This window comes from Streptomyces sp. NPDC005435 (genome assembly GCF_040703155.1).
In the GTDB taxonomy this organism is placed as follows: Bacteria; Actinomycetota; Actinomycetes; order Streptomycetales; family Streptomycetaceae; genus Streptomyces.
On sequence record NZ_JBEXEQ010000006.1, the window covers coordinates 1 to 20,711 of the forward strand.

The 20,711-nt window shown below is 72.8% G+C and carries 17 protein-coding genes; 5 read left to right on the top strand and 12 right to left on the bottom strand.

Annotation, left to right across the window (positions count from 1 at the left end):
* Positions 1 to 187 precede the first annotated feature (187 nt).
* The 4 genes from AB0898_RS09180 to AB0898_RS09195 form a co-directional block, all read right to left on the bottom strand.
* Complete coding sequence (locus tag AB0898_RS09180; RefSeq protein ID WP_366802219.1) at positions 188 to 463, bottom strand: DUF1876 domain-containing protein; 276 nt, start codon at positions 461 to 463, stop codon at positions 188 to 190.
* A 115-nt stretch (positions 464 to 578) separates the two neighbouring features.
* Positions 579 to 1,472: an NAD(P)-dependent oxidoreductase gene (locus AB0898_RS09185; protein WP_366802220.1), complete on the bottom strand. Its 894-nt coding sequence runs from the start codon at positions 1,470 to 1,472 to the stop codon at positions 579 to 581.
* 108 nt (positions 1,473 to 1,580) lie between these two features.
* Entirely contained in the window at positions 1,581 to 2,702 is a 1,122-nt protein-coding gene (locus tag AB0898_RS09190; RefSeq protein ID WP_366802221.1) for an NAD(P)/FAD-dependent oxidoreductase, read from the bottom strand.
* 154 nt (positions 2,703 to 2,856) lie between these two features.
* A complete protein-coding gene (locus AB0898_RS09195; RefSeq protein WP_366802222.1) occupies positions 2,857 to 3,702 on the bottom strand; it encodes an EamA family transporter in 846 nt (281 codons plus the stop codon).
* A 233-nt stretch (positions 3,703 to 3,935) separates the two neighbouring features.
* On the opposite strand from AB0898_RS09195, the gene AB0898_RS09200 reads away from it, so the two are divergent.
* A complete protein-coding gene (locus tag AB0898_RS09200) occupies positions 3,936 to 5,273 on the top strand; it encodes a UDP-glucose/GDP-mannose dehydrogenase family protein (RefSeq protein ID WP_366802223.1) in 1,338 nt (445 codons plus the stop codon).
* Positions 5,274 to 5,300: 27 nt separating this feature from the next.
* Here the strand turns inward: AB0898_RS09200 and AB0898_RS09205 are convergent, their stop codons facing one another.
* The 3 genes from AB0898_RS09205 to AB0898_RS09215 all read right to left on the bottom strand — a co-directional run bounded on the left by AB0898_RS09205 (position 5,301) and on the right by AB0898_RS09215 (position 8,731).
* Positions 5,301 to 5,675, bottom strand: a complete 375-nt coding sequence (locus AB0898_RS09205) for a hypothetical protein (RefSeq protein ID WP_366802224.1) — start codon at positions 5,673 to 5,675, stop codon at positions 5,301 to 5,303.
* A 143-nt stretch (positions 5,676 to 5,818) separates the two neighbouring features.
* Positions 5,819 to 8,023 carry an MMPL family transporter gene (locus AB0898_RS09210; RefSeq protein WP_366802225.1) on the bottom strand — a complete coding sequence of 735 codons (2,205 nt, stop codon included), beginning with the start codon at positions 8,021 to 8,023 and terminating at the stop codon, positions 5,819 to 5,821.
* Positions 8,024 to 8,131: 108 nt separating this feature from the next.
* On the bottom strand, positions 8,132 to 8,731 hold the full coding sequence (locus AB0898_RS09215) for a TetR/AcrR family transcriptional regulator (RefSeq protein WP_366802226.1): 600 nt from the start codon (positions 8,729 to 8,731) through the stop codon (positions 8,132 to 8,134).
* 261 nt (positions 8,732 to 8,992) lie between these two features.
* Between AB0898_RS09215 and AB0898_RS09220 the strand changes: the two genes are divergently transcribed.
* Positions 8,993 to 12,304: a S41 family peptidase gene (locus AB0898_RS09220; RefSeq protein WP_366802227.1), complete on the top strand. Its 3,312-nt coding sequence runs from the start codon at positions 8,993 to 8,995 to the stop codon at positions 12,302 to 12,304.
* Between the two features lie 187 nt (positions 12,305 to 12,491).
* A complete protein-coding gene (gene helR, locus AB0898_RS09225) occupies positions 12,492 to 14,657 on the top strand; it encodes an RNA polymerase recycling motor ATPase HelR (protein ID WP_366802228.1) in 2,166 nt (721 codons plus the stop codon).
* Positions 14,658 to 14,732: 75 nt separating this feature from the next.
* Here helR and AB0898_RS09230 read toward each other — a convergent pair whose 3' ends face one another.
* From AB0898_RS09230 to AB0898_RS09245, 4 genes are all read right to left on the bottom strand, one after another.
* The gene (locus tag AB0898_RS09230; RefSeq protein ID WP_366802229.1) at positions 14,733 to 14,987 is read right to left on the bottom strand and encodes a hypothetical protein; all 255 of its coding nucleotides are present in this window, start codon (positions 14,985 to 14,987) and stop codon (positions 14,733 to 14,735) included.
* Positions 14,988 to 15,075: 88 nt separating this feature from the next.
* On the bottom strand, positions 15,076 to 15,960 hold the full coding sequence (locus tag AB0898_RS09235; RefSeq protein WP_366802230.1) for an SDR family oxidoreductase: 885 nt from the start codon (positions 15,958 to 15,960) through the stop codon (positions 15,076 to 15,078).
* On the bottom strand, positions 15,957 to 16,892 hold the full coding sequence (locus AB0898_RS09240) for an alpha/beta hydrolase (protein ID WP_366802231.1): 936 nt from the start codon (positions 16,890 to 16,892) through the stop codon (positions 15,957 to 15,959). The genes AB0898_RS09235 and AB0898_RS09240 overlap by 4 nt, the downstream gene beginning before the upstream one ends.
* Positions 16,889 to 18,520 (bottom strand): NAD(P)/FAD-dependent oxidoreductase, encoded by a 1,632-nt coding sequence (locus AB0898_RS09245; protein ID WP_366802232.1) that lies wholly within the window; start codon positions 18,518 to 18,520, stop codon positions 16,889 to 16,891. Before AB0898_RS09245 ends, AB0898_RS09240 begins: the two co-directional genes overlap by 4 nt.
* Before the next feature lie 188 nt (positions 18,521 to 18,708).
* On the opposite strand from AB0898_RS09245, the gene AB0898_RS09250 reads away from it, so the two are divergent.
* Entirely contained in the window at positions 18,709 to 19,329 is a 621-nt protein-coding gene (locus AB0898_RS09250; protein ID WP_366802466.1) for a MerR family transcriptional regulator, read from the top strand.
* Between the two features lie 16 nt (positions 19,330 to 19,345).
* Here AB0898_RS09250 and AB0898_RS09255 read toward each other — a convergent pair whose 3' ends face one another.
* Positions 19,346 to 20,152 carry an exodeoxyribonuclease III gene (locus AB0898_RS09255; protein ID WP_366802233.1) on the bottom strand — a complete coding sequence of 269 codons (807 nt, stop codon included), beginning with the start codon at positions 20,150 to 20,152 and terminating at the stop codon, positions 19,346 to 19,348.
* A gap of 67 nt (positions 20,153 to 20,219) precedes the next feature.
* Between AB0898_RS09255 and AB0898_RS09260 the strand changes: the two genes are divergently transcribed.
* Complete coding sequence (locus tag AB0898_RS09260) at positions 20,220 to 20,696, top strand: GNAT family N-acetyltransferase (protein WP_366802234.1); 477 nt, start codon at positions 20,220 to 20,222, stop codon at positions 20,694 to 20,696.
* Positions 20,697 to 20,711 lie beyond the last annotated feature (15 nt).

Below are 20,711 nucleotides of genomic sequence, written 5' to 3' on the forward strand. Positions count from 1 at the left end.
GGGGTGTCCGCCCGCAGCGGCCGGCGAAAACACGTTGTGCTCCTCGGTACGCAGCCCGCCGGACCGAGGACGGACACCCCCCGCCGCGGCCCCGCCCCACGACGCACGAAGCCACGACGGAAGCGACGACGGCCGAAGGACGAACGACGCCCGAAGCCGGACGCCCAACGCCCCGCCGGAAGCCGCCCTACACGTGGATCGGATGCGAGATCCGCCCCGAGTCCTGATCGATCTCCTCGTGCGCCTTCTCCAGCAGACGCATGGCGATTTCGTTCAACGCCCGGGCGCCCGCGATCTCCTCGCCGACCCGCGGCTGGTTGTTGTCGACCTGGTGCCGAGTGGCATGCCCATGGGCACGCACCTCGCTGCCATCAGGCAGACGCACCATGGCCACCGCGCGCGTGTGCTGGTCGTCCTCCATGAACTCCAGCTCGATGTGCCAGCCCACAGCGGTGTGCATCATGACGACCACCTCCGGAAAACCTCTGCTTCCAGGGTGCGACAGCACGCGGCGAATCTCATGTCGACGGCCGCCGGAGGCACCCCTCTCATGTCGACGGCCGCCGGAGGCACCCCGCTCACTCCCCCGCCTTCTCCTCGAAGCTGGCGAAGTAGGCGGCGGCCATGTCCTCACCCCCGTGCCCCTGCGCACCGGCACGGGCGAAGCGCGCGGCGGCCGCCTCGGCGAGGTCGAGCCGTACACCCCCACGCTCCGCCGCCGCGAGGATCAGCCGCGCGTCCTTCTCGGCGGTGGCGACGGCGAAGGAGGCCGGGGTCAGCCTGCCGTCGAGCACGAGCGCGCTCTTGGCACGGAGGTACCCCATGTCCAGCGGCCCGCCCTCGATGAGCGAGAAGAAGGACTGCGGATCGACGCCGAGGGCCTGGGCGAGGGCCAGCACCTCACCGGTGGCGGCGGTGACGGCGAGCACCCAGTCGTTGGCGACGAGCTTGAGCCGGCTGGCGCTCGCCTCGGCGCCGTCCTCACCGGTCCAGACGGTCTTGGAGCCGACCGCGTCGAAGACGGGCGCGAGCGCGGCCCGCCCCTCCTCGGGCCCGGCCGCGAGGACGGTCAGGGTCCCGGCCTCGGCGGGCTCGCGGGTGCCGAGGACGGGGGCGTCGTAGAAGAGGAGCCCGTGTTCACGGGCGAACGCGGCGAGTTCGCCGGTGAGTTCGGTCCCGGCGGTGGTGCACTGCGCCCACACGGTGCCGGGGCGCAGCGCGGGTTCGGCCTCGCGCAGGACGTCGAGGACGGTCCCGCCGTCGTACAGCATGGTCAGGATGACGTCGGCGCCCTCGACGGCCTCGGCGGGCGTACCGGCGACCCGTACCCCGTCCTCGGCGAGCGGCTCGGCCTTGGCGCGGGTGCGGTTCCAGGCGCGGACGGAAAGCCCGGCGCGGGCGAGGTTGCGGGCCATGGCGGCGCCCATGATGCCGGTGCCGAGGACGGCGACGGTCGGCTGTGCGGTCGTCATGTGACGGCTCCCTGTCGGTGCGGTGGGGGTGATTCCGGTTCCTCGTACCCCATCCTGCCCGCAGCCACCGCACAGCCGGCCGTGACGCATCCGGCGCGTGCCCGTGCCTCAGCCGGTCTGCTGGTGCTGCTCGAAGAAGGCGACGAGTTCCTCGGTGGTGGGCTTGCGGGCAGCGGCAGCGGCGGCGTCGGCGCTGCGCGGGAACAGCACCCGCTCGTACGCGGCGAGCGCGGCCTCGGGGTCGCCGGGGTGCGCGGCGATGGCCTCGCCGAGGTCGGCGCCGTCCTGCATGGCGAGGTTGGCGCCCTCGCCGTTGGGCGCGGTGAGGTGGGCGGCGTCGCCGAGGAGGGTCACGCCGGGCACGCGGTCCCAGCGGTGTCCCACGGGCAGGGCGTAGTGGGGGCGCAGGACGGGGGCGGTGTCGGATTCGGTGATGAGGGCGGTGTACTCGGGCGCCCAGCCCTCGAACTCGGCCGCGATGCGCGCGGTGGCCGCGGGGCCGTCGCCGAAGTCGATGCCGGCGAACCAGTCCAGCGGCCTGGTGAGCGGGACGTAGGTGTGAATGGTCTCGCCGCTTTCCCGGTGCGCCATGATGCCCTGCCCTTCCTGGTCCGGGTCGAACACACCGAACGAGCCGCCGCCCACCATCTTCGCGACGGCCGCGTGCCGGGTCTCGACGTCGTACAGGTAGTTCTCGACGAAGGCGTCGCCGACGTACGCGGGCGTGGCGTCGGACAGCAGCGGCCGTACGCGCGACCAGGCGCCGTCCGCGCCGACGAGGAGGCCGGTCGTGACGGAGGTCCCGTTCTCGAAGCGCACCTCATGACGCCCACCGCCGAGCGCACGGACCCCGGTGACCTTGTGCCCCCAGCGCACGGTGCCCTCGGGCAACGCGTCGAGGAACATCCGCCGCAGGTCCCCGCGCTGCGCCTCGGGCCGTCCGCCCGTCCCGTCGTCCTCCTTCTCCACCAGCACGGTGCCGTCCCGCTGGATGTACCGCAGCGCCTGCCGCCCCTCCAGCACGATGGCCCGGAACTCGTCCACCAAGTCGGCTGCCTGGAGCGCCAGTTGCCCGTTGTAGTCATGGATGTCGAGCATCCCGCCCTGCATCCGCGCCGCCGGCGACGCCTCCGCCTCGTAAACGGTGGCCGCTATCCCGTGCACGTGCAGAACCCGTGCCAGCGTCAGTCCGCCGAGCCCGGCGCCGATGATCGTGACGTGAGTGTTCATGTCGGAGTCCCCTAGCTGTCCGCGTCCCCGCCGAGCAACCGCCCGACGACTCCCCCAACGTCCCAACCACCCCCGACAACCCACCGACATCCCCCTGACAGCCCCGACAACGCGCCGACAGCCCGGCTGAGGCAGCTGTAGGACAGGGCCGCACTCACCCCGCGTGCAGCATCAGCCCGATCCCCACCACCAGCAGCCCCGCCGCGGCGATCCGGGGTGCGCCGAACCGTTCCTTGAAGAACATCGCCCCGATGGCCGCGCCGACGATGATGGAGGATTCGCGGAGGGCGGCGACGGGGGCGAGGGGGGCGCGGGTCTGGGCCCAGAGGACGAGGGCGTAGGCGGCGACGGAGAGGGCGGCGCCGAGGAGGCCGAGCGTGGCGTGCGGCTTGAGCTGGCGGAGCATGCCGCCGCGTACGCGCACGTACATGTACGCCGGGATGACCACGCCCTGGAGCGCCATCAGCCAGGCGATGTAGCCGAGCGGGGTGTGGGCCTGGCGGACGCCGAGGCCGTCGAGGACGGTGTACGCGGCGATGGTGAGCCCGGTGGCGACGGCGGCGCCGATGGCCTTCCAGTCGGGGCGCCGGCCGCGCAGCCCCCAGAGGCTGACCCCCAGCAGCCCCACGCACGACACCGCGACCCCGGCCGCCGCCCACACGCCCGGCACCTCGTGCGCGAACACGGCCGCGAGCACGGTGACCACCAGCGGGGCGGTACCGCGTGCGAGGGGGTACGCCTGCCCGAAGTCGCCGAGCCGGAAGGAGGTCATCAGCAGCGCGTAGTACGCGACGTGCACCCCGGCCGAGACGAGCAGATACGGCCACGAGGGCCCGGCCGGCAACGGCGTGAACAGCGCCATCACCAGCCCGATGACCAGCCCGCCCCCGGCGATGAGCGTGAACCCGGTCAGTTTGTCGGTGATGCGGTGCGCGATGGCGTTCCACCCGGCATGGGTGAACGCGGCGAGCAGGACGGCGGCGGTGACGAGCGGCGTCACCGGTGAGGACCAGTCGTCATACCCCGCACGCTAACGGATCACTGTGTGGCCTGTACACGGGGTTTGGGGGTGCCGGCGGGGGCGGCCCGCGCCCGTACGGCCGTGCGAATCCCTCGGCGTCACCCTCCGGCCGGACGGTGGCCAAGGCTCAACTCCCCTTGATCCAGGGCCGATAGCGTCCTGGGGCACACCGTACGGGCGCCCCCACGACACTCACCACGACAAGGACAGCTATGCGCGTTTCGGTGATCGGCTGCGGGCACCTCGGAGCCCCGCACGCCGCCGCGATGGCCGAGCTCGGCCACGAGGTCGTCGGGGTCGAGCTCGACCTCGACCTCTGCAAGATCCTCCAGACCGGCCGGGCCGCCTTCTACGAGAAGGACCTGGACGAACTGCTGGGCAAGCACGTCGCCACGGGCCGGCTGCGCTTCACCACCAGCCTCCACGAGGCCGCCGAGGGGGCCGACCTCCACTTCGTCGCCGTCGGCACCCCGCTGCGCACGGACGGCCGCGGCTACGACGTGGGGCAGGTCGTCGGCGCGGTGCGCTCCCTGGCGCCGCTGCTCAGGCGCCCGGCCACGATCGTCGGCAAGTCGACGGTCACCGTCGGCACGGTCGCCCGGCTGCGGGAGATCATCGGCGAGCACGCCGGATCGGCGGGCGTGGACCTCGTGTGGAACCCCGAGTTCCTGCGCGAGGGACACGCCGTCGAGGACTCCCTGCGCCCCGACCGGATCGTCGCGGGCCTCACGTCGCCCGCGGCGGAGAAGGCCGTACGGGAGGTGTACGCGCCGGTCCTCGCCCGTGGCGAGACGGAACTGATCCTCACCGACCCCGCGACCGCCGAGGTGCTCAAGAGCGCCGCCAACGCCTTCCTCGCCACGAAGATCAGCTACATCAACGCCATGGCGGAGGTCTGCGAGCTGACCGGCGCCGACGTCACCACGGTGGCCCACGGCCTCGGCATCGACCCCCGTATCGGCCACGGCGGCATGCGGCCCGGGATCGGGTTCGGCGGGGGCTGTCTGCCCAAGGACCTCGCCGCCTTCACCCACCGGGTCGGCGAACTCGGCGCGGCCGGCGCGGCCGGTCTCCTCACCGCCGTCGAGACCGTCAACCACGCCCGCCTCGACGCCGCCCGCGACCTGGTCGAGCGCGCCCACGGCGGCCCCCTCGACACCGCGACGGTCGCCGTCCTCGGCGCCTCCTTCAAGGCCGGCACCAGCGACGTCCGCAACTCCCCCGCCCTGCGCCTGGCCGGGCTGCTGCACTCCGCGGCCGCCCGCACCGTGATCCACGACCCCGAGTCCGTGCCCGCCGCCCGCCGGCTGCACCCGGAGTACACCTACGCCGACGACATCGGCACCGCGCTCCAGGACGCCGACATCGTGGTCCTGGCCACGGAGTGGCCCCGGTTCACGGAGGACACCTCCCTGCCGGCCACCGCGGCGGCGAAGGTGCGCCGCCAGGTCCTGGTCGACGTCCGCACGGCCGTCGACACCACCGCCTGGACAGCGTCCGGCTGGACCGTCCACCAGCTCGGCAGGCCCGTACAGCACCCCACGGCCTGACCGGTGTCGAGGCAGCCGGAGCGGCGGTCAGCCGATCGTCAGCCACGTCCAGAGCCCGGCCCCCAGTGACAGCGGGCAGGCCATCGCGCCCAGGACGGCCAGTCGGGCCGGGAGCCGCAGGCGGCGCAGGGGCGGGACGAAGCCCAGGGCCGTCAGGGCCGCCGCCGCGAGCGCCGGTATCAGGACGTACACCAGGAGCATGCCCCGCACCTCCGCCCACGGTGTGCCGTCCGCCAGCGCCCACAGGCTCGCCGTGCCCATCAGGAACGTCAGCAGGCCGAACGGGAAGAGGGTGACCAGCCAGAGGAGTACGGCCACCACAGTCAGCAGGGTGTCCGTGCGCCGCCGGCGGGGCACCGGCCGGTACGGGCCGTAGAGGGCCGCGTAGGTCTCGGGGTTCATCGCAGGCTCCTGCCGTGGGGAAACATGACCGTGCCCGCACCCGGGGAACGGGTGCGGGCACGATCCTGCTCGGAGAGCCGGCGGTACGGATCGGGGCGGGTACTCAGGTTCCGGGCCGGGTACTCAGGTTCCCGGCCCGGTACTCACGCCCGGACGAGTTCCTTCGCCTCGTCCGCGTCCGGCTCCGTCCGCAGTCCCTCGCCCTCCACGTCCACGTTCGGCAGGGCGCGGTCCAGCCAGGCCGGGAGCCACCAGGCGCGGCGGCCGAGGAGGGAGAGGACGGCCGGGACGATGGCCATGCGGACGATGAACGCGTCGAAGAAGACGGCGATCGCGAGGCCGAAGCCAATCATCTTGATCATCGACTCGCTGGAGCCGATGAAGCCGGAGAAGACGGCGATCATGATGACGGCGGCGGCGGTGACGACACGGGCGCCGTAGCGGAAGCCGGTGACGACGGCCTGGCCGGGGTTCTCCCCGTGGACGTACGCCTCGCGCATCCGGGTCACGAGGAACACCTCGTAGTCCATGGCGAGTCCGAAGACCACGCCCACCATGAAGATCGGCATCATCGACATGACGGGGCCGGTCTGCTCGACGTTCATCAGGCCGGACAGCCAGCCCCACTGGAAGACCGCGACGACCGCGCCGAGGGCGGCGAGCACGCTGAGCAGGAAGCCGAGGGCGGCCTTCAGCGGGACCAGGATCGAGCGGAAGACGACGATCAGGAGCAGGAAGGCGAGGCCGACCACCAGCGAGAGGTACGGCAGCAGCGCGTCGTTCAGCTTCTGGGAGACGTCGATGTTCATCGCCGTAGCGCCCGTGACCAGCAGCTTCGCGTCCGTCGCGGAGGTGATCTCCCCGCCCTTGCCGCGGATCGCGTGCACCAGGTCCTCGGTGGTGGCCGAGGACGGCTTGGACTTCGGTACGACGGTGATGATCGCGGTGTCGCCCGCCTTGTTGGGCGTGGCCGGGGTGACCGTGACGACGTCCTTGAGGCCCTTGATCTCGTCGCCGACCTTGGTGAACGCGGCCTTCGGGTCGTCACTCCCCTTCGCGTCGACCACGACCATCAGCGGGCCGTTGAAGCCGGGCCCGAAGCCCTCGGAGAGCAGGTCGTAGGCGCGGCGCTGGGTGGTGGAGACGGGCTGGGAGCCGTCGTCGGGCAGGCCCAGCTCCAGCGAGGCGGCCGGTACGGCGGCGGCGCCGAGGCCGATGACGCCGAGCAGCAGGACGGCGACCGGGCGGCGGACGACGAAACTCGCCCACCGGGTGCCCATGTTGGGGCGGCCGGACTCCTTCGCCCCGCGCCCGCCGCCCAGCAGCCGGCTCTTCTCGCCGGCCGGCTTGACCGTGCGGCCCGCGTAACCGAGCAGCGCCGGGATCATGGTGAGCGCGATGAGGACCGCGATGGCGACCGTACCGGCCGCCGCCACGCCCATCTTCGTCAGCATCGGGATGTTGACGACCGACAGGCCGACCAGCGCGATGACGACGGTGAGGCCCGCGAAGACCACCGCCGAGCCCGCCGTGCCGACGGCCCGTCCCGCCGCCTCCTCGCGCTCGCGGCCCTCGGCCAGTTCGGCGCGGTAGCGGGAGACGATGAACAGGGCGTAGTCGATGCCGACCGCGAGGCCGATCATCGTGGCCAGGGTGGAGGTGGTCGAGCCGAGGTCCAGCGGGTTCGCCAGCGCGGCGATCGCGGAGACCCCGATGCCGACGCCGACGATCGCGGTGAGCAGCGGCAGCCCGGCCGCGATCAGCGAGCCGAAGGTGATGACCAGGACGACGGCCGCGATGCCGATGCCGATGACCTCGCTGGAGCCGGTCTCGGGCGTGGCGTTGAGCGCGTCGCCGCCGACCTCGACGGTGAGCCCCGTCTCGCGGGCGTGCCCGGCGGCCTCCTTGAGGGCGTCCCGGGAGGCGTCCTTCAGCTCCATGCCGGAGACCTTGTACTTCACCGAGGCGTAGGCGATCGCGCCGTCCCGGCTGACGGTGTGTCCGGCGTACGGGTCGGCGACGGAGGCCACCTCGGAGCCGGAGGACAGCTCCTTGACGGTCTTCCGGACGGCCGACTTCTCGGCGGCGTCGGTCATCTTGTGCCCGGCGGGCGCCTTGAAGACGACACGGGCGGTGGCGCCGTCGGCGCTCATGCCGGGGAAGCGCTGTTCCAGCAGGTCGAAGGCGCGCTGCGCCTCGGTGCCGGGGATCGAGAAGGAGGAGTTCCCGGCGGGCGGCGCGGAGGCGGCGCCCACCCCGGCGAGGGTGAGCAGCGCGATCCACAGCAGGGCGACGAAGTGCCGTCGCCGGAAGGCGAACCGGCCTAGTTTGTAGAGATACGTGGCCACGAGGGCGTACTCCCGGTCAGGTCGTGACGGGCATCTGGGCAGGGGGGATCAGCCCGGCGACGTGAGCGGTGACGTCAGGTGGTGGGCTTGCGGGGAATATCGGGGAGGTCAGGAGGTGGGGACGCCCAGGGCGGGGAGGACCACGGCGTCGATGTACGAGCGCAGGAACGCCTGCGTCGGCGGCTGTTCGTCGATGAGCGCGCGCGTCGCGAACGCGCCGATCATCATGTGCGTGACGAACGGCAGCGCCGGGTTGTCCGGCGCGATCTCGCCCCGGTCCACGGCCCGGGCGACCATCGCGCGCAGGGCACCCATCTCGGGCTCGATGAGATGCTCCCGGAAGGCCGCGAGCAGGTCGGGGTTGTTGTGGACGGCCATGGCCAGGCCCCGCATCAGGGCGTTGTTCTGCTCCATGGCGCAGTCGTCCTCGTGCTCGACGACCGCGTGGAAGTCGCCGCGCAGCGAGCCGGTGTCCACGTCGGAGACCGGGCCCGGTTTGCCGTGCCGTATGGCGCGGGCGACCAGCTCGGCCTTGCCGCCCCACTGGCGGTAGAGGGTGGCCTTGCTGGAGCGGGTGCGGGCGGCGACGGCGTCCATGGTGAGGGCGTCGTAACCGACCTCGCGCAGCAGGTCGAGCACGGCCTCGTACAGCTCGGCGGCACGCTCGGGTGTGAGCCTGCTGCGCCGCGCGGTGGCGGCATCGGTCATCGGTCTCACCCTCCCGCTGGTCAACAGCACGGTCCCGTACGGGACTTTATACAAAAGCCAACTACGACACAGCGTAGGAGACCTCGCACGAGACGAAGGTAGCGCAGCCCCCCGCGAAACGAAACCGTTTCGTACGTGTCCTGCGTCACGAGGTTCCACGGCAACCGGAACGGCCCATCCGGCGTCCCCCGAAGACCCTCTCCCCGCCGCGCCCGGAAAGCCCGAGTTGCCCCACCCCCGCCGCCGGAAAAGCATGGGTAGGTGAGCTATCTGCGCCTTCCCCACATCAACGGCGATCAGCTGTGCTTCGTGGCCGAGGACGACCTCTGGCTGGCGCCCCTCGACGCGCCGGGACGCCCCTGGCGGCTCACGGCGGACCGCACCAAGGCCGGTCACCCGCGCTTCTCGCCCGACGGCAAGCAGATCGCGTTCACGAGCTGGCGCAGTCTGATGCCCGAAATCCATCTGGTCGGCACCGACGGCGGACCCGCGCGGCAGCTGACGCACTGGGGCACCGCCGACACCCAGGTCTGCGGCTGGACACCCCCGGACCAGAGCGGCCGCAGCGACATCCTGGCCGTCGCCTCCCACGGCCAGCCGTTCTCGTACTTCAGCTGGGCCCACAAGGTCCCCACCGACGGCGACCCGGGCGGCCGGCTGCCCTGGGGCCCGGTCGGCGACATCCAGGTCGCCGACGTGGACGGCGAGCACATGACGCTGCTGCTCACCGGCACCCCGCCGCACGAGATGGCCTCCTGGAAGCGCTACCGGGGCGGCGCCATGGGCCGGCTCTGGCTCCAGGGCAAGCGGCTCCTGGAGGACATCGACGGCCAGCTGGGCTCGCCGATGTTCGTCGCCGGGCGCATCGCCTTCCTCTCCGACCACCAGGGCATCGGCAACCTCTACTCCGTCGCCATGGACGGCACCGACCTGCGCCGCCACACCGACCACGACGCCTTCTACGCCCGGCACGCCTCCACCGACGGCGACCGGGTGGTCTACCAGTGCGCGGGCGACCTGTGGATCGTGGACGACTTCTCCCCCACCGGCACCCCGCGCAAGCTGGACGTGCGGCTCAGCGGGCCCAGCCCCGGCCGCCGCCCCTACCAGGTGCCCGCCGCGCACCACGTGGACGGCCTCTCCGTGGACGAGACCGGGCGGGCCAGCGCGGTCGTGGTGCGCGGCAGCCTGTACTGGCTCACCCACCGCGACGGCCCCGCCCGCACCATCGCCGACACCCCCGGCGTCCGGGTCCGGCTGCCGGAGATGCTGGGCTCCACCGGCCAGCTCGCCTACGTCACCGACGCCGAGGGCGACGACGCGATCGGCATCGCCCAGCTGCCCCGCGCGAGCGGCGACCGCGAACCCCGGCTGCTGGCGCAGGGCAGGCTCGGGCGGGTCCTGGAGATGGTCTCGGACCCGGAGGGCGAGCGGATCGCCGTCGCCTCGAACGACGGACGGCTGCTGCTGATCGACGTGGCGGAGAACGCCGAGGGCGGGGAGGGCGGAGAGGGCACGGAAGGCGTGGAGGGGGCCGCGGGCACAGCCGCCCCGGGCACCGTCACCGAGCTGATCCACTCCGTCAACGGCCCCGTCCGCGACCTCGCCTTCTCCCCCGACGGCGCCTGGCTCACCTGGTCCCACCCGGGCATCGGCCGCTCGCTGCGGCAGATCAAGCTGGCCCGGATCAAGGACCGGCTCATCGTGGACGTCACCAACGGCCGCTTCGAGGACGAGAACCCGGTCTTCACCAGCGACGGCCGCTATCTCGCCTTCCTGTCCTGGCGCGGCTTCGACCCGGTCTACGACGTGCACACCGGCGACCTCTCCTTCCCGCTCGGCTCGCGCCCGTACCTCGTCCCGCTGTCCTCCGCGACGCCCTCGCCCTTCGCGCTGAACCCCGAGGGGCGCCCGGCGGCCGGCGGGCTCGACCCGCTGGAGAGCGGGAACGGCGAGGCCGGCACGGTCATGGTGGAGCTGGAGGGGCTGGAGAACCGGGTCACGCCGTTCCCGGTGATCGCCTCCAAGTACTCGGCGCTGCGCCCGGTCGCGGGCGGCGGCCTGGTCTGGCTGCGCTGGCCGATCTCCGGCGCGCTCGGCGAGACCTTCGTCAACCCGGCCGACATCTCCGGCCGCCCGACGCTTGAGCACTTCAACCTCAGCAAGGCCAAGAAGTCCGAACTCGTGGGCCATCTCGACTGGTTCGAGGTGAGCGGCGACGGCACCCGGCTCGTGGTGGTGGACGAGGGCGAGCTGCGCGCGGTGCCGGCGACCGAGCCCGGGGACAGCGACAGCACCGTCTGGATGGACCTGCGCCGCATCCTGCACGAGGTGGACCCCGGCGCCGAGTGGCGGGGGGCGTACGGCGAGGCGGGGCGCCTGATCCGGGACTACTTCTGGGCGCCGAACATGTGCGACGTCGACTGGAACGGGGTCCTGGAGCAGTACCGCCCGCTGGTCGAACGGGTCACCTCCCCCGACGAGTTCGCCGACCTGCTCCGTGAGGTCCTCGGCGAACTCGGCACCTCGCACGCCTATGTCACCCCGGCCCGCCGCAGCGAGGGCCCGCCGCACTACCAGCGCCGGCAGGGGCTGCTCGGCGCCAACTTCGTGCGCAGGGACGGCAGCTGGGTGGTCCGGCGCATTCTGCACGGCGATTCCTCCGACTCCCGGGCGCGTTCCCCGCTGGCCGGCACCGGCATCCGCGAGGGCGCGGTGCTGACCCACGTCAACGGGCGCCCGGTCGACCCGGTGACCGGTCCGTACCCGCTGCTCGCGGGCTCCGGCGGCACCACCGTGGACCTCACCTTCACCCCGCCTCCGGGCGAGCCGGGCGGGCCGCGCCGGGTCGCCGTCGTGCCGCTGATCGACGAACGCCCGCTGCGCTACCAGGACTGGGTGGCGGGGCGCCGCCAGGTGGTGCGGGAGCTGAGCGGCGGCAAGTGCGGTTATCTCCACATCCCCGACATGGGCGGCTCGGGCTGGGCCCAGTTCAACCGGGATCTGCGCCTGGAGGTCTCGCGCCCCGCGCTGATCGTGGACGTGCGGGGCAACGCGGGCGGCCACATCAGCGAGCTGGTCATCGAGAAACTGACCCGGACCATCCTCGGCTGGGACCTCACCCGGGACGCGCAGCCGGTGTCGTACACCTCCAACGCGCCCCGGGGCCCGGTCGTGGCGCTGGCCGACGAGGCGACCTCCTCGGACGGCGACATGATCACCGCCGCGTTCAAGCTGCTCGGGCTCGGTCCGGTGGTCGGACAGCGCACCTGGGGCGGAGTCGTCGGCATGACCGGACGGCACCGGCTCGGGGACGGCACGGTCATCACGGTGCCGATGAACGCGGCCTGGTTCGACGAGTACGGCTGGTCCGTGGAGAACCGGGGTGTCACCCCCGACCTGGAGGCGCTGCGCACCCCGCTGGACTGGGCCGAGGGCCGCTACGCCCAGCTGGACGACGCGGTGCGGCTCGCGCTCGACATGCTGGAGACGACACCGGCCTCGGTGCCGCCCGACTACAGCGACGTACCGGACCGCTCGCGGCCGAAACTGCCGCCGCGCGAGGAAAGTTGAGAAGACACCGGCCGGGGGGCCACGAGGCCGGCCTCGCGACGGAGGCCGGGAAGAGGGGCGACGGGAGGAACACACACTCCCCGCCACTTACAAGCTATAGCGCAAGGGGGGCCTTGCGGCAAGGCCCCCCTCATGCCGCACAATCGCTGGCCGAGCCCAGAACCTGCGGAAATGAGTGATCCACGCCATGTGTGCGCTGCTGTCCGAGCGTGAGCCCGAGTCCCGCGCGTTCGACCTGCCCGACCGGCTCGCCGCCAAGGACGACCCGGCGCTGATCGCCGCCGACGAACGGCACTTCGCGGCCATCTCCGCGAGCCTGGAGGAGACGGTCGCCGAGCTGTCCGCGCGCATCGACGCGCTGCGCCGGGCGCCCGGCGGGGCCGGCCGGGAGGTGCTGGAGCGGGACCTGGAGATCCACCGGCTGACCGCCCGGCTGCGCGCCCTGCGCCGCTTCGGCCTCGACCTGTGCCTAGGCCGCGTCGTCCACGCCGACGACCCCGAGCCCGTCTACATCGGACGGCTCGGCCTGACCGACGGCGACGGACGCCGGCTGCTGGTCGACTGGCGCTCCCCCGCCGCCGAGCCGTTCTTCGCGGCCACCCACGCCCAGCCGATGGGCCTGGCCAGCCGCCGCCGCTACCGCTGGACGCGCGGCCGGATCAGCGACTACTGGGACGAGGTGTTCACCGCCGAGGGCCTGGAGCACCACGCGGCCCTGGACGACCAGTCCGCGTTCATCGCCACCCTCGGCACCAACCGCTCGGAGCGGATGCGGGACGTACTGGCCACCATCCAGGCCGACCAGGACGCCGTCATCCGCGCCTCCTCGCGCGGCGCCCTCGTGGTGGACGGCGGCCCCGGCACCGGCAAGACCGTCGTCGCCCTGCACCGCTCCGCCTACCTCCTGCACTCCGACCCGCGCCTCGGCCACCGCAAGGGCCGGGTGCTGTTCGTCGGCCCGCACCAGCCGTACCTGAACTACGTCGCCGACGTGCTGCCGAGCCTCGGCGAGGAGGGAGTGCGCACCTGCACCGTGCGGGACCTGGTCACCGAGGGCGCGACCGCCTCCGCCGAGGCCGACCCGGAGGTGGCCCGGCTGAAGTCCTCGGCGCAGATGGTGAAGGCCATCGAGAAAGCGGTGCGCTTCTACGAGACCCCGCCCACCGAGGGGCTCACCGTCTCCACCCCCTGGGCGGAGCTGCGCCTGACCCCCGCCGACTGGGCCGAGGCGTTCGAGGCCGCGGAGGCGGGCGTCCCGCACAACGAGGCCCGCGACCTCATCTGGGAGGCGCTGATCACCATCCTGCTGGACAAGCTCGGCAAGGAGGTCCCGCTGAAGCTGTTCCGCCGGGCGCTGGCCGCCGACCCCGAGCTGACCGGCACCCTGCGGCAGGCCTGGCCCCTGCTGGAGGCGGCCGACCTGGTCGGCGACCTGTGGACGGTCCCCGCCTATCTGCGGATGTGCGCCCCCTGGCTCACCCCCGACGAGGTACGCCTGCTGCGCCGCGCCGACCCGCAGGCGTGGACGGTGTCCGACCTGCCCCTGCTGGACGCGGCCCGGCAGCGGCTCGGCGACCCGGAGACCGCCCGGACCAAGCGCCGGCAGGCCGCCACGGCGGCCGTCGAGCGGGAGCGGATGTCCGCCGTCATCGACAGCGTCATCGCGGCCGACCCCGACGGCGAGGGCGCGGTGACCATGCTGCACGGGCAGGACCTCAGGGACAGCCTGGTCGACGAGGACGCGCTGCCCACTCTGACCGCGGACGAGCTGGCCGGTCCCTTCGCGCACATCGTCGTGGACGAGGCGCAGGAACTGACCGACGCCGAATGGCAGATGCTGCTGCTGCGCTGCCCGTCCCGGAGTTTCACCATCGTCGGCGACCGCGCACAGGCCCGGCACGGCTTCACCGAGTCGTGGAAGGAACGGCTCGCGCGGGTCGGCCTCGACCGGGCGGAGGTGGCCTCGCTGAGCATCAACTACCGCACGCCGGAAGAGGTGATGACGGAGGCGGAGCCGGTGATCCGCGCCGCGCTGCCGGACGCCAACGTGCCGACGTCCGTGCGGTCCAACGGGATTCCGGTCACCTACGGCGCGGTGTCCGACCTGGACAAGGTCCTGGACGACTGGCTGGCCGAGCACCCCGAAGGGACCGCCTGTGTCATCGGCGATCCCGCGTTCACGGAGCGGCCCCGAGTCCGGTCGCTGACACCGGAGTTGGCGAAGGGGCTCGAATTCGACCTGGTCGTGCTGGTGGAGCCGGAGGCGTTCGGCACGGGCGTCGAGGGCGCGGTGGACCGCTATGTGGCGATGACCCGGGCGACCCAGCGGCTCGTCGTCCTCACCGGCGCGTAACGGAACGCGCCGGGGGCGGGGTGCCCGGTGGCCTACCGGGCACCCCGCCGTCACGGCTGACGCCGGACGCTACGCTCAGGCGCTGTGGTCCGGGTCGAAGCGGTCCTCGCGCTGGTCGCGGTGCGCCTCGTGGGCACCGGCCTGGCGGGCGTCGCGCTCCGGGCGGCCCTCACGCTGCTGCTGGCCACGCTGACCGGCGGCGGCCTTCTCGCGGCCCTGCGTCGCCTTGTCCCGAGCCTGCCCCGCCTTCTCGCGGGCCTGGCCCATCTTCTCCTTGGCCTGGTCCTGCGCCTGGCGGGACTTCTCCTGGATCTGGTCCTTCATACCCATGTGGGTTCACATCCCTGTTGGGGTGGGGGAATCGGCCCTTGCTGGGCCACGACCAGATTCACACGGGCGAACACGGAGCGCATGTCGATCAGTTACGTTCCGTAGCCCTCTCCGCCTCGTCCGCCGCGCCGCCCGCGCCCACCAGTCCCGAGCTCATCCCCTGCAGCCGCGAGGCGTAGCGGCGCATCTCGCGCTGCCCGACGGTGCCGATCAGCGCCGGGAGGTAACCGCGCACCCCCTGCATCCCGCGCAGCCACCACTGCCCGTACACATGCGCCGAGCGCCGCTCGATGCCGTCCGCGATACGGTCCACGGCCGGGCCCAGCGGGTAGGTCTTGTTCGACGGCCAGGGCAGCCGCTGCCTCAACTCCCGCATCACGTCGTCCTGATCGGCGCCGCGCACCATGTCGGTGTCGGTCCAGGAGAGGTAGGCGACACCCACCCGCACGCCCTGGTGGCCGACTTCGGCGCGCAGGCTGTGCGCGTACGCCTCCACGCCCGACTTGGAGGCGCAGTACGCCGTCATCATCGGCGCCGGGGTCATCGCGGCCAGCGAGGCGACCTGGAGGAGGTAGCCCCGGCTCTCGGTCAGCACCGGCAGGAAGGCGCGGGCGGTGACGGCCGAGCCGATCAGGTTCACCTCGATCACCCGACGCCAGGCCACCGGGTCGGAGTCGGCGAACGGACCCCCGGTCGCCACACCGGCGTTGGCGACCACGATGTCCACCTTGCCGAAGCGTTCCTTGACCTCCCGGGCCACCCGGCTCATCGCCTCGTGGTCGGTGACGTCGGCGTACCAGTAGCCGCCGTCGCCGTGCAGCCGCTCGGAGGCGGCCTTGAGCGCCTCCTCCTCCAGGCCGACCAGGGCCACCGTCGCGCCGCGCGCGGAGAGCTTGCGCGCCAGCAGCTCCCCGACCCCGCGCGCCGCCCCGGTGACGACCGCGACCTGTCCTTCGAGACCCACCCTGCTCATGCGCCCTCCTCCAGCGATGCGGGGGCGTTCCCCGCGGCGTACGTGGTGACGAGTTCCCTTATCCGGGCGGTCACAGCCTCCGGTGCCTCCACCGGGGTCATGTGGCCGATGCCGGGCAGTTCGGTCCGGCCGACGCAGTGCGGCAGCGCGGCGACCAGCGCGTGGGCGTGCGCCGAGGGGGTGAGCCGGTCGGCGGTGCCGTGCAGCACCTCGGTGGGCACGGTCAACCGCCGTACGCCGTGGTCGAGATCGAGCGTGTCCAGGACCGCGCCCCAGGTGTACCGGGCGGTGCGCGGGCAGGCGTGCACGACGCGGGCGCAGGCGTCCACCATGTGCGGGGCCGAACCGGGGCCCATGGTCGCGTACTTGAGGACCGCGCGGGCCACCGGCGTGACCGGGCCGAGCGGGGCGCGCGAGCCGAGGACGCGGCCGGTCAGCCAGGTGCGTACGCGTCCGGCGGGCAGCGGCACCACCCGGGCCAGGGCGGTGAGCCGCGAACTGCCGGTGCTGCACAGCAGGACGGCGGCCGCGTGCTCGCGGAAGCGGGGGCGGTTCGCGGCGGCCATGACGGTCATGCCGCCCATGGAGTGCCCGACGATCACGGCCCGCTCGCCGGGCGCGAGGGTGTGCGCGAGGACGGCTTCGAGGTCGTCGGCGAGGGTCTCCGTGGAGCAGGCCGGGCTCAGCGGGCTGCGGCCGTGGCCGCGCTGGTCGTAGGCGATCACCCGGTGGTCGCGCGCCAGGTCCCGTATCTGCGCGGCCCAGAAGGCGGTGGAACAGGTCCAGCCGTGGGCGAGTACGACGGCGGGCGCGCCGTCCGGGCCGTGCACCTCGGCGTGCAGCCGGGCGCCGTCGGCGGAGATGACGTCCACGGTGCGGTCGGGGACGGGCGGGGCGTAGGGGCCGGTGGCGACCGGCGCGGGGCGGCTCACGCTCCGGCCTCGGTGCGGGCGGGCTTCTTGGCGGCGGCCGGCTTGGCGGCGGGCTTCGCGGGCTCGGGTGCCTCGGGTGCCTCGGGTGCCTCGGGTGCCTCGGGTGCCTCGGGTGCCTCGGGTGCCCCGGAAGCCTCAGGCGCCTCAGGCGTCGCCTTCCGCGCGCGGATCACCTCGTACTCCCCGAGGTCCACCCGGCGGGTGGCGTTGCGGAACTCGGTGGTCGTGCCCGGCCAGAGCGTGGTGTTGCGGCCGCCGGCGTCCAGGTACCAGCTGGTGCAGCCGCCGTTGTTCCACACCGTGCGCCGCATCCGCTCCTGCACCCGGTCGTTCCAGGCGTCCACGGCGGCCGGACGGGCGTCCAGGGCGGCCCGGCCGCCGAGCACGTCCAGCTGGCGCAGATAGTCGGCGAGGTAGTTCAGCTGGGACTCGATCATGAGAATCATGGAGGAGTTCCCGAGCCCGGTGTTGGGCCCGATGACGCTCAGCCAGTTCGGGAACCCGGCGGCAGCACCGCCGCGCAGCGCCTGCATCCCGCCCTTCCAGGAGTCGGCGAGCGTGATGCCCCCGACGCCGACCACGCGCTCGGCGATGGGCATGTCCGTGACGTGGAAGCCCGTGCCGAAGATGATCGCGTCCACCTCGGTCTCCGTGCCGTCGGCGGCGACCAGGGTCGAGCCGCGTACCTCGCTCAGCCCGCCGGCGATCACGTCCACGTTGGGCCGGGTGAGCGCCGGGTAGTAGGCGTTGGACAGCAGGATGCGCTTGCAGCCGATGCGGTAGTCCGGGGTGAGCTTGGCGCGCAGGGCCGGGTCCTTGATCGCGCGGGCCATGTTGCGCTTGGCCAGCCGCTCGACCAGGCCGAGTTCGTCGGGGTGCTTGGTGAAGGCCTGCACCTGGAGTTCCCGGATGCCCCACAGCAGCCCGCGCCGCAGCCGGGTGGTGAAGGGCAGCGCCTGGTGCAGCCGCCGCTCGGCGCCGGTGATGGCGCGGTCCACGCGGGGCATCACCCAGGGCGGGGTGCGCTGGAAGAGGGTGAGGCGGCCGACCTTGGGCTGGATCTCGGGGACGATCTGGATGGCGGAGGCGCCGGTGCCGACCATGGCGACGCGCTTGCCGCTGAGGTCGTAGTCGTGGTCCCAGCGGGCGGAGTGGAACACCTTGCCGGGGAAGGAGTCCAGGCCCGGAATGGCGGGAATCTTCGGGTCGGACAGCGGCCCGGTGGCGGAGACCACCATGTCGGCGGAGTACGACCCGCTCGTCGTCTCGATGTTCCAGCGCAGCCGCTCCGCGTCCCAGGTCATCAGCTTGACCTCGGAGTCGAAGCGCAGGTGCGGACGCAGCCCGAAGGTGTCCGCGACGTGCTCCAGGTAGGCGCGGATGTGCTCCTGCCCGGAGAAGGTGCGCGGCCAGTCGGGGTTGGGGGCGAAGGAGAAGGAGTACAGGTGCGACGGGACGTCGCAGGCGCAGCCGGGGTAACTGTTGTCCCGCCAGGTGCCGCCCACCCCCCTCGCCCGCTCCAGGACGACGAAGTCGGTGATCCCCTCGCGGCGCAGCCGCACGGCCGCCCCGAGCCCGCCGAACCCGGACCCGATCACCGCCACCCGTACATGCTCGTGCTGGGCCATCCCGAAGCCTCCACGCATCAGCTTGGACTCTGCCAGTGAACACTGGCGCAATGGGACTGTAGAGCAGCTCCGTACCGAGCGGTAGGGGGCGCGGAAGGAAAGTTACCGGCGGTACGCCATAGGCTGCGGGCGTGACGGACGAGGGCGGACACAGCGCGGAGCAGACCGGCGGCGTACGGGAGTACCGCATGGAGGAGCTGGCCCGCCTGGCCGGCATCACCGTGCGCACCCTGCGCTTCTACCGCGAACGCAGGATGATCCCGCCACCGCGCCGCGAGGGCCGTATCGCCTGGTACGACGACCACCACCTGGCCCGGCTGCGCACGATCTCGGCCCTGCTGGAGCGCGGCCACACGCTCAGCGGCATAGCCGAGCTGGCGGAGGCCCTCGACAACGGCCGCGATGTCGCCGACCTGCTGGGCGTGGGCACGCCGAGCGAGGAGGAGCCGGTCCGCCTCACCCCCGAGGAACTGGCGGCCCGCTTCGAGGACGACATCACCCCGGAGAACCTCGCCGCCGCCCTGGAGCTGGGCTACGTCGGCACCGACGGCGACGAGATCGTCCACATCAGCCGCCGGCTGCTCGACGTCTCCTCCGCCCTGGTCCGCGAGGGCATCCCGCTGGCCGAGGTCCTGGCGGCGGGCGCCCGCGTCCGCGAACACGTCGACGCCCTCGCCGACCTCTTCGCCTCCCTGGTCCTCCGCCACGGCCCCGAGGAGGACCTCCACCGGCTGCGCCCGCTGGCGCGGAGCGTGGTGGAGGCGGAACTGTCGCTGGCGCTGGACCGGCGGCTCAGGAAGCCGGAGTGAGCGGGGCCGAGGGGGCTCAGCGCTCGTAGACGACCGTCACCGGCGCGTGGTCCGACCAGCGCTCGGCGTGGGTGGCCGCGCGCTCGACGTACCCCTTGACGGCCTTGGCGGCGAGCCCGGCGGTGGCCAGGTGGTAGTCGATGCGCCAGCCGGAGTCGTTGTCGAAGGCGCGGCCGCGGTAGGACCACCAGCTGTAGGGGCCGTCCACGCCGGGGTGCAGGGCGCGCACGACGTCGACGTAGCCGCCGTCCTCCGCCGTGAGCACCCGGCTCAGCCACTCCCGCTCCTCGGGCAGGAAGCCGGAGCTCTTGCTGTTCGCGCGCCAGTTCTTGAGGTCCGCCTGCTGGTGGGCGATGTTCCAGTCGCCGCAGACCAGGACCTCGCACCCCTCGGCGGCGGAGCGCTCGCGCAGCTGCTTGAGGTGGGCCAGGAACTCGCCCATGAAGCGGATCTTCTCGTCCTGCCGCTCGGTGCCGACCTCGCCGGAGGGAAGGTAGAGGGAGGCGACGGTGACGCCGGGCAGCTCGGCCTCGACATAGCGCCCGGAGCCGTCGAACTCGGCGGAGCCGAAGCCGGTCCGGACCCGGTCGGGCTCACGGCGGGTGTACAGCGAGACACCGGCGCGGCCCTTGGCAGCGGCCGGGGCGTGCACGACGTGCCAGCCCTCGGGTTCGCGGACCTCCTCGGGCAGCTGGTGCGGCTCGGCGCGCACCTCCTGGAGGCAGACCACGTCGGCCGGCGTCTCGGCCAGCCACTCCACGAAGCCCTTCTTGGCGGCGGCACGGAGCCCGTTCACGTTCACGGAGGTAACAGTCAGCACCATGGCACGATACCGGGACACCCCGGAAAACCCGGCGCTCCACAGCCCGCATGGAAGTACGGTCACCAGCATGAACATACGCCGCGTCCGCTTCGACCACCCCGACGCCGTGAAGCTCAACGACGAGGTCCAGGCCGAATACCACGTGCGCTACGGCGACGGCGGCGACGCCACCGTGCTGGACGTCACCGACTTCGACCCGCCCCGGGGCGTCTATCTGATCGCCTACGACGAGCGGGACCGCCCGGTCGCCACCGGCGGCTGGCGCGGCCAGGACGCCAACGGCGAGGGCAACGAGGACGGCGACGCCGAGCTGAAGCGCATGTTCGTCGTCGAGGGCATGCGCGGCCGCGGCCTGGCCCGCCGGATGCTCACGGCCCTGGAGGACGACGCCCGCGCCGCCGGGCGCCTGCGCATGGTCCTGGAGACCGGCACCCGCCAGCCGGAGGCCATCGCCCTGTACACCTCCAGCGGCTACACGCCGTGCACCAAGTTCGGCTTCTACCGGGAGTACGAGAGCAGCCGCTGCTTCGCGAAGCGGCTGTGAACGGGCGCGACGGGT

Excerpts from the sequence above, each read along its gene's own strand:
- AB0898_RS09180 (WP_366802219.1), bottom strand. The coding sequence starts at position 463 with ATGATGCACACCGCTGTGGGCTGGCACATCGAGCTGGAGTTCATGGAG.
- AB0898_RS09185 (WP_366802220.1), bottom strand. The coding sequence starts at position 1,472 with ATGACGACCGCACAGCCGACCGTCGCCGTCCTCGGCACCGGCATCATG.
- AB0898_RS09190 (WP_366802221.1), bottom strand. The coding sequence starts at position 2,702 with ATGAACACTCACGTCACGATCATCGGCGCCGGGCTCGGCGGACTGACG.
- AB0898_RS09200 (WP_366802223.1), top strand. The coding sequence starts at position 3,936 with ATGCGCGTTTCGGTGATCGGCTGCGGGCACCTCGGAGCCCCGCACGCC.
- AB0898_RS09205 (WP_366802224.1), bottom strand. The coding sequence starts at position 5,675 with ATGAACCCCGAGACCTACGCGGCCCTCTACGGCCCGTACCGGCCGGTG.
- AB0898_RS09215 (WP_366802226.1), bottom strand. The coding sequence starts at position 8,731 with ATGACCGATGCCGCCACCGCGCGGCGCAGCAGGCTCACACCCGAGCGT.
- helR (WP_366802228.1), top strand. The coding sequence starts at position 12,492 with ATGTGTGCGCTGCTGTCCGAGCGTGAGCCCGAGTCCCGCGCGTTCGAC.
- AB0898_RS09230 (WP_366802229.1), bottom strand. The coding sequence starts at position 14,987 with ATGGGTATGAAGGACCAGATCCAGGAGAAGTCCCGCCAGGCGCAGGAC.
- AB0898_RS09235 (WP_366802230.1), bottom strand. The coding sequence starts at position 15,960 with ATGAGCAGGGTGGGTCTCGAAGGACAGGTCGCGGTCGTCACCGGGGCG.
- AB0898_RS09245 (WP_366802232.1), bottom strand. The coding sequence starts at position 18,520 with ATGGCCCAGCACGAGCATGTACGGGTGGCGGTGATCGGGTCCGGGTTC.
- AB0898_RS09250 (WP_366802466.1), top strand. The coding sequence starts at position 18,709 with ATGGAGGAGCTGGCCCGCCTGGCCGGCATCACCGTGCGCACCCTGCGC.
- AB0898_RS09255 (WP_366802233.1), bottom strand. The coding sequence starts at position 20,152 with ATGGTGCTGACTGTTACCTCCGTGAACGTGAACGGGCTCCGTGCCGCC.
- AB0898_RS09260 (WP_366802234.1), top strand. The coding sequence starts at position 20,220 with ATGAACATACGCCGCGTCCGCTTCGACCACCCCGACGCCGTGAAGCTC.